A 5,630-nucleotide genomic window follows, 5' to 3' on the forward strand; every position below is an offset into this window, starting at 1 on the left:
AAGACTCCAACCATTCCTGAGTCTCCTCCGGATCCACATCCGGCAACTGGTTGGTCAGACCGCTGCGAATATGTGAGATCTCTTCACCAGCGCTCACTGAGCCACCTCTTTCCAAGGATCGACGAGCAGGCACCGAGATCCAGGGCAGGGATGCGCCCCAGCGGCACCATCGAGGTCGGGCGGATGACGCCGCAGAACGGGTCACGTTCCGCAGCACGAAGGGAGCCCGGAGGGCGCCCACCCAGCACCCTCCGGGCCGTCAGCGGACGGGAACCTGCCACGCTGCAGGCCCCGTCAGGTCATCAGCAGTAGCCGGCGACGTCGGCCCAGGCCTCCGGCGCGTCCTCGACGCCGTCCCGAGCGATGGTGGCCTCGATGAGCCCGTATGGCCGGTCTGCCGCATAGAAGACCTCATTGGGGTTCTCGAGACCGAACCGCTCGAGGTCATAGGCGAAGTGGTGCTTGTTCGGGCAGGAGAACCGAATCTCGTCGATCTCGGGCACCTCGGTGATCACCTTCTGGCCCATCTGGTACAGCGTGTGCTGCAGGGCATAGGAGTAGTGGTCGGTGAAGGTGCTGAGAATGATGGACCGGACCTTCGCATAGGTCGCCTCGAAGTCGACGCCGACGGTGGTGTTGTAGCGCCAGCGCGTCGCAATGTCCGTGGCGAGGATGCGATCCTCGGTCTCCGGCAGCGTCGTGTACCTGTCCTTGGGATAGCCCACGAAGCCGGACTCGGTGGTCTTCAGCACCGTGAGGCCGTAGAACCCCGACAGGAGGTGGTCGCGGTCGCCGTCGCGCTTGAGCACAGCGGTCCGCACCTCCGGCGCCGAACGGAAGAAGGAGTGGTCATGCCCCTCGATGCGGGACCAGCCGTACTCCTCGGCCGCCCAACGTCCCCCGGTGACCCAGTCGAACTCGCCGGTGAAGTGGTCGGCCAGGGTGAGCAGGAAGTGCTCGGGAGAGCTGATTCCGACTTCCTTCGCCTTGGCGAAGATGGTGTTCTTCTGCGTGTCGGTGGCCACCACGTGTCCGTTGTCGCCTTCGGTGTGGGCGGCGTCGAAGTCGCCGTGGAGCTGCGAGGTCACATTCAGGTCGCGCAGCTCGTGGCGTGCGCTGTCCCGATAGACGCGGACCACGCGGTTCTCCGCCTTGCCGTACTGGTTGGACGAGAGACGCACTGCGCTGGTGGTCGTCTCCTGTGGCACTGCACTCATGGTCGTCTCCTTGTGTTGAGAATAGGCCTGCGGGGCAGCCGCCGAGAGCTCCCTGACCGCGAGGGCGGCGCGGGGGCCTCAGCTCCTGGGTCAGCTGCCGCGGTAGGTGGAATAGGCGAACGGGCTCAGCAGCAGCGGGATGTGGTAGTGCGCCTCCCCCGCCTTGACGGCGAAGTCCACCGTCACCACGGGGTGGAAGCTCTCCTGTCCACGTGCCGAGAAATAGGCACCCGTTCCGAAGATGACCCGGTAGTCACCGGGCTCCAGGGTCTCTGGGCCGAGGTCCGCGACGCGGCCGTCCGCGTCGGTGACTGCGGCGCCCAGCTGCTGGCCGACGGCGCTGAGCAGCTGGATCTCCACGCCGCGCGCGGGCGTTCCGGCGGTGGCGTCGAGGACATGGGCTGTGATGTAGCTCATCGAAGAAGTCCTTCCAGTCGCAGGGCGGCGATCTCTTCGAGCTGCTGCCCGATGATCTCCAGCTCCCGTGCGGGGTCGAGGTCGAGGCGGCGCTCCAGCTCGGTGAGCACCTCCTGGTGGGTGCGGCCAGCGGCCCGAATGAGGAAGACCCGGCCGAAGCGCTCCTCATAGGCCCGATTGCCTGCGTCGAGGCGGCGCAGGATCTCGGCGTCAGCATCACCGAGCCCGCCCTGCTCTCGTCGCGAGTGGGCTGCTTCGGCCGTGTCGGAGTCGTCACGGTCGCCGATCCGAGGGTGACCGGCGAGCGCCTCGTCGATCTCCTCCTCGGTGAGGGGATGGGCGATGGTGTGCGCGAGCTCGAGGGCCTCCTCGACGGAGGAGAAGGGGCGGCGAGCCGACAGACCGTCGACCCAGCGACTCACCCTGAGGCATGATTGCAGCTGGGCGCGAGCATCGCCGTCGGCCGCCCGGTTGAACTCTGTGAGGCTCACCCTCATCTCCTCTGCTTTCCGCATCGTGGATAACTTATTCCGCTACGTGCAAGTGTGATCCACCTCTCCAGCCCGTGTCAAGCCACTCGGACACCGCCCCGCTACCCCATCCCAGAAGTCCACAATCTGGACAACTTATTTCGTTCCGTGGATACTATGCAGTACAACGGAGTCCGAGACACCGGAGTGCAAAGGAGCAGCTCGTATGACGATCACGACAACAGAGCCCTATTCAGTTCCCGGGCGGGACCAGATCCTCACCAATGAGGCACTGGCCTTCGTGGAGGAACTGCACCGCCGGTTCGCCGGCACCCGGGACGAGCTGCTGGAGGCCCGCCGGGCAGCCCAGCAGCGGGCGGCCGAGACTGGACGTCTCGACTTCCTCCCCGAGACCCAGGAGATCCGCGACGGCGACTGGAAGGTCGCCGAGCACCCCGCTTCCCTGCAGGACCGCCGTGTGGAGATCACCGGCCCGCCTGCCCCGGCGAAGATGGCCATCAACGCTCTGAACTCCGGGGCGAAGGTCTGGCTGGCCTGCCTGGAGGACGCCTCCTCCCCCACCTGGTTCAACGTCATCGACGCGCAGAAGAACCTCTACGAGGCGGCGCGCGGCACGCTGCAGTTCACCTCTCCTGAGGGCAAGGAGTACCGGCTCCGCGATGATGTGGACCTGCCCACCGTCGTCGTCCGCCCCCGTGGCTGGCACCTGCCCGAGAAGCACCTGGAGATCGATGGTGCGCCGGCGGTGGGCGCCCTCGTGGACTTCGGCCTGCACTTCTTCCACAATGCGACGCTGCTCCACGAGAAGGGCCTGGGCCCCTTCTACTACCTGCCGAAGATCGAGCACCACCCGGAGGCCAAGCTCTGGGACGACATCTTCACCTTCTCCGAGGAGCGCCTGGGGCTGCCGCATGGCACCGTGCGCGCGACCGTGCTGATCGAGACCATCCCCGCCGGGTTCCAGATGGACGAGATCCTCTACGCGCTGCGCGACCACGCGTCCGGGCTCAACGCCGGACGCTGGGACTACCTGTTCTCCCTCATCAAGTACTTCCGCGCCTCCGGCTCCGAGTTCGTCCTGCCGGACCGTGCCGAGGTGGGCATGACACAGCCGTTCATGCGCGCCTACACCGAGCTGCTGGTGAAGACGTGCCACCGTCGCGGCGCCTTCGCCATGGGCGGCATGGCGGCCTTCATCCCCAACCGCCGCGAGCCGGAGGTCACGGAGAAGGCGATCGGCAAGGTCCGTGACGACAAGTCCCGCGAAGCCGGTGACGGATTCGACGGCTCGTGGGTCGCCCATCCGGACCTGGTGGACATCTGCCGCGAGGAGTTCGACGCGGTCCTGGGTGACCGGCCGAACCAGATCGACCGTCAGCGCGACGACGTCGACGTCAGCGCCGAGGATCTGCTGGCTGTCGGCAAGGCCGAGGGCGACGTCACCGAGGGGGGTGTGCGCATGAACCTCTACGTGGCGGTCTACTACACGGCCATCTGGCTCTCGGGCAACGGAGCGGTGGCCATCCACAACCTCATGGAGGACGCCGCGACCGCGGAGATCTCCCGGTCGCAGGTGTGGCAGCAGATCCGCAACCGCACCGTCACTGCGGACACCGGGGCCCCAGTGGACGCGGACCTGGTGGAGCGCCTGCTCGGCGAGGAGGTCGAGCGGCTGCGCGGCGAGATCGCCGACCCGGAGACCTTCAGCCGGTACTTCGAGCCTGCTGCGGACATCGTGCGCCGTCTGGTCCTCGACACCGACTATGAGGACTTCCTCACCCAGCCGGCCTACGAGCTGCTGGACTGAGCGTCCGCATCCGCAACGGCTGACCGGCGCTCAGTCGGCGGTCGGCATCAGGAGGCGCAGCCCCTCGTCGTAGAGGGCTGCGCCTCTTGTCGTCTCCGGGCCTGTCGTCTCCCGGTTGGGCGCCTCCCGGTCAGTCGTCTCCGGGGTTGGGTGCAGCAGGGCGGCGTTCTGCTCCGCCGCCACCGCCCCGAGGGCGAAGTGCATGACGATCTGGGCGCGCTCGTGAGCCAGGCCGGAGGCCAGGCCCAGCCGTTCCAGGCCGCGCCGCAGGGCTGGGACCGGGGGCAGGCCAGGGTTCAGGCCGAAGGCGATGAGCATCAGGTCGGCGCCGTCGCGGATGGGCAGCACAGTGGCCCGGAAGCGTCGCATGAGCTCCTCCACACCGACCGTGCCAGGCGGATCTGCCAGCGGGGCCAGGATCCGGTGGGCCACATCGGCCAGCAGCTGCTGCTTGCTGGGCACGTGGTAGTAGAGCGCTCCGGGGCGGACGCCGAGCTCTCCCGCCAGGCGACGCATGGACACGTCCTGAAGGCCGTAGTCCAGCAGCAGGCGATGCGCGGCCTCGACGATGGCGGCGGCTGAGAGCGGCATGATGATGTCTCCGGGTGCGGGCGGGGCCTCAGAGGCCGTGGTCGCGGAAGAGCTTCTCGTCCGGATCTGTGAGCGATTCCTCCAACAGCCAGCGGTTGGTCCGCAGCGCCTGGAGGTTCTTCGCGACGACGGTGTCGCGGGTCTTCGCCACCGCCTCGGCGAGCAGCCCCACCTGCTCCTTGAACTCGCGGGCGTGCGTGGGCTTGGCACTGTCCGGGAGCTCCAGGAACAGCTCCAATGTCCGCGGGAGGTGCCGCGTGATGGTCATGCGAACGGCGTCCTGCTGCTCCGCCAGGCGCTCCAACGTGGACCACCGTTCCACGATCTCCTCGAGACCGACGACCATCATGCGCAGCTGCCCCTGAGTGGAGGGAGGGAGCTTGTCAGACCGGGTGCGGATGGTCTCCGTCAAGGATGCCAGCTCCTGTCGTAGGCGCTTCTGATCGTCGGTGAGCGCCTGTGTGCGGCGCTGGGAGGACTGAGCCATCCCGCTCATCGTGCCATAGGTGGCCGCCGCTCCTGCGCCGCCGAAGACCAGCCCTGCCAGCAGCGCCCACGGATTGGGCAGCATGATGATCAGCAGAGCGGCGAAGAGCACGACGAACGATGCGGCGGAGGCGGTCACCTGGAGGCGACGGCGCCGGTGGTCCCCTCCAGCCGGGTGCCCGATCATCTCGGAGCCGATGACTTCCTCCTCATCGTCGGGGATCGTCAGTGGACTCCAGCATATCCAGAGACGACGAAGGGGCCCGATCTGACGATCGAGCCCCTCATCTGGTGGTCGGGGTGACAGGATTTGAACCTGCGACCTCCTCGTCCCGAACGAGGCGCGCTACCAAGCTGCGCCACACCCCGGTGTTTCTGATCCGGCCGCCTGGCGGCTTTCACAGAAGACCATACTAGCCAAGACGTCTGCCGGTGCCAAAACGGCCCGGCATTCATCAAGGTCTGAACACAGCTGACGCCCGCGACGACGGCTCCCTTGCCGTCGTGCGGGCGTCAGCACTGTGAAGTGGTGTCCGGCGGTGACCTACTCTCCCACACACTCCCGTGTGCAGTACCATCGGCGCTGTGGGTCTTAGCTTCCGGGTTCGGGATGGGACCGGG

Annotated in this window: 6 protein-coding genes, 1 tRNA gene and 1 rRNA gene; 1 reads left to right on the forward strand and 7 read right to left on the reverse strand. The window is 67.1% G+C overall.

Annotation, left to right across the window (positions count from 1 at the left end; translation table 11 throughout):
- Nucleotides 1–302: 302 nt before the first annotated feature.
- The 3 genes from pucL to uraD all read right to left on the reverse strand — a co-directional run bounded on the left by pucL (nt 303) and on the right by uraD (nt 2,131).
- Nucleotides 303–1,217, reverse strand: coding sequence for a factor-independent urate hydroxylase (gene pucL / locus ABD658_RS15145; protein WP_070158954.1), 915 nt, complete (start codon nt 1,215–1,217; stop codon nt 303–305).
- A 90-nt stretch (nt 1,218–1,307) separates the two neighbouring features.
- A complete protein-coding gene (gene uraH / locus ABD658_RS15150) occupies nt 1,308–1,634 on the reverse strand; it encodes a hydroxyisourate hydrolase (RefSeq protein WP_344683895.1) in 327 nt (108 codons plus the stop codon).
- Entirely contained in the window at nt 1,631–2,131 is a 501-nt protein-coding gene (uraD, locus tag ABD658_RS15155) for a 2-oxo-4-hydroxy-4-carboxy-5-ureidoimidazoline decarboxylase (RefSeq protein WP_344744947.1), read from the reverse strand. Before uraD ends, uraH begins: the two co-directional genes overlap by 4 nt.
- 199 nt (nt 2,132–2,330) lie before the next feature.
- On the opposite strand from uraD, the gene aceB reads away from it, so the two are divergent.
- The gene (aceB, locus tag ABD658_RS15160) at nt 2,331–3,932 is read left to right on the forward strand and encodes a malate synthase A (protein WP_344683899.1); all 1,602 of its coding nucleotides are present in this window, start codon (nt 2,331–2,333) and stop codon (nt 3,930–3,932) included.
- 30 nt (nt 3,933–3,962) lie between these two features.
- Here aceB and ABD658_RS15165 read toward each other — a convergent pair whose 3' ends face one another.
- From ABD658_RS15165 to rrf, 4 genes are all read right to left on the reverse strand, one after another.
- The gene (locus ABD658_RS15165) at nt 3,963–4,523 is read right to left on the reverse strand and encodes a TetR/AcrR family transcriptional regulator (protein WP_344683901.1); all 561 of its coding nucleotides are present in this window, start codon (nt 4,521–4,523) and stop codon (nt 3,963–3,965) included.
- A gap of 28 nt (nt 4,524–4,551) precedes the next feature.
- Nucleotides 4,552–5,196 carry a hypothetical protein gene (locus ABD658_RS15170; protein WP_344683903.1) on the reverse strand — a complete coding sequence of 215 codons (645 nt, stop codon included), beginning with the start codon at nt 5,194–5,196 and terminating at the stop codon, nt 4,552–4,554.
- 105 nt (nt 5,197–5,301) lie between these two features.
- Nucleotides 5,302–5,378 (reverse strand) — tRNA-Pro (locus ABD658_RS15175).
- A 162-nt stretch (nt 5,379–5,540) separates the two neighbouring features.
- Nucleotides 5,541–5,630 (reverse strand): 5S ribosomal RNA (gene rrf, locus ABD658_RS15180); the annotation flags it as partial.

The organism is Nesterenkonia aethiopica (genome assembly GCF_039534665.1).
Taxonomy (GTDB): Bacteria; Actinomycetota; Actinomycetes; order Actinomycetales; family Micrococcaceae; genus Nesterenkonia; species Nesterenkonia aethiopica.

What these genes read in the sequence shown, in the direction of transcription:
- pucL (WP_070158954.1), bottom strand. Translation starts at nt 1,217, where the DNA reads ATGAGTGCAGTGCCACAGGAGACGACCACCAGCGCAGTGCGTCTCTCG.
- uraH (WP_344683895.1), bottom strand. Translation starts at nt 1,634, where the DNA reads ATGAGCTACATCACAGCCCATGTCCTCGACGCCACCGCCGGAACGCCC.
- uraD (WP_344744947.1), bottom strand. Translation starts at nt 2,131, where the DNA reads ATGAGGGTGAGCCTCACAGAGTTCAACCGGGCGGCCGACGGCGATGCT.
- aceB (WP_344683899.1), top strand. Translation starts at nt 2,331, where the DNA reads ATGACGATCACGACAACAGAGCCCTATTCAGTTCCCGGGCGGGACCAG.
- ABD658_RS15165 (WP_344683901.1), bottom strand. Translation starts at nt 4,523, where the DNA reads ATGCCGCTCTCAGCCGCCGCCATCGTCGAGGCCGCGCATCGCCTGCTG.
- ABD658_RS15170 (WP_344683903.1), bottom strand. Translation starts at nt 5,196, where the DNA reads ATGATCGGGCACCCGGCTGGAGGGGACCACCGGCGCCGTCGCCTCCAG.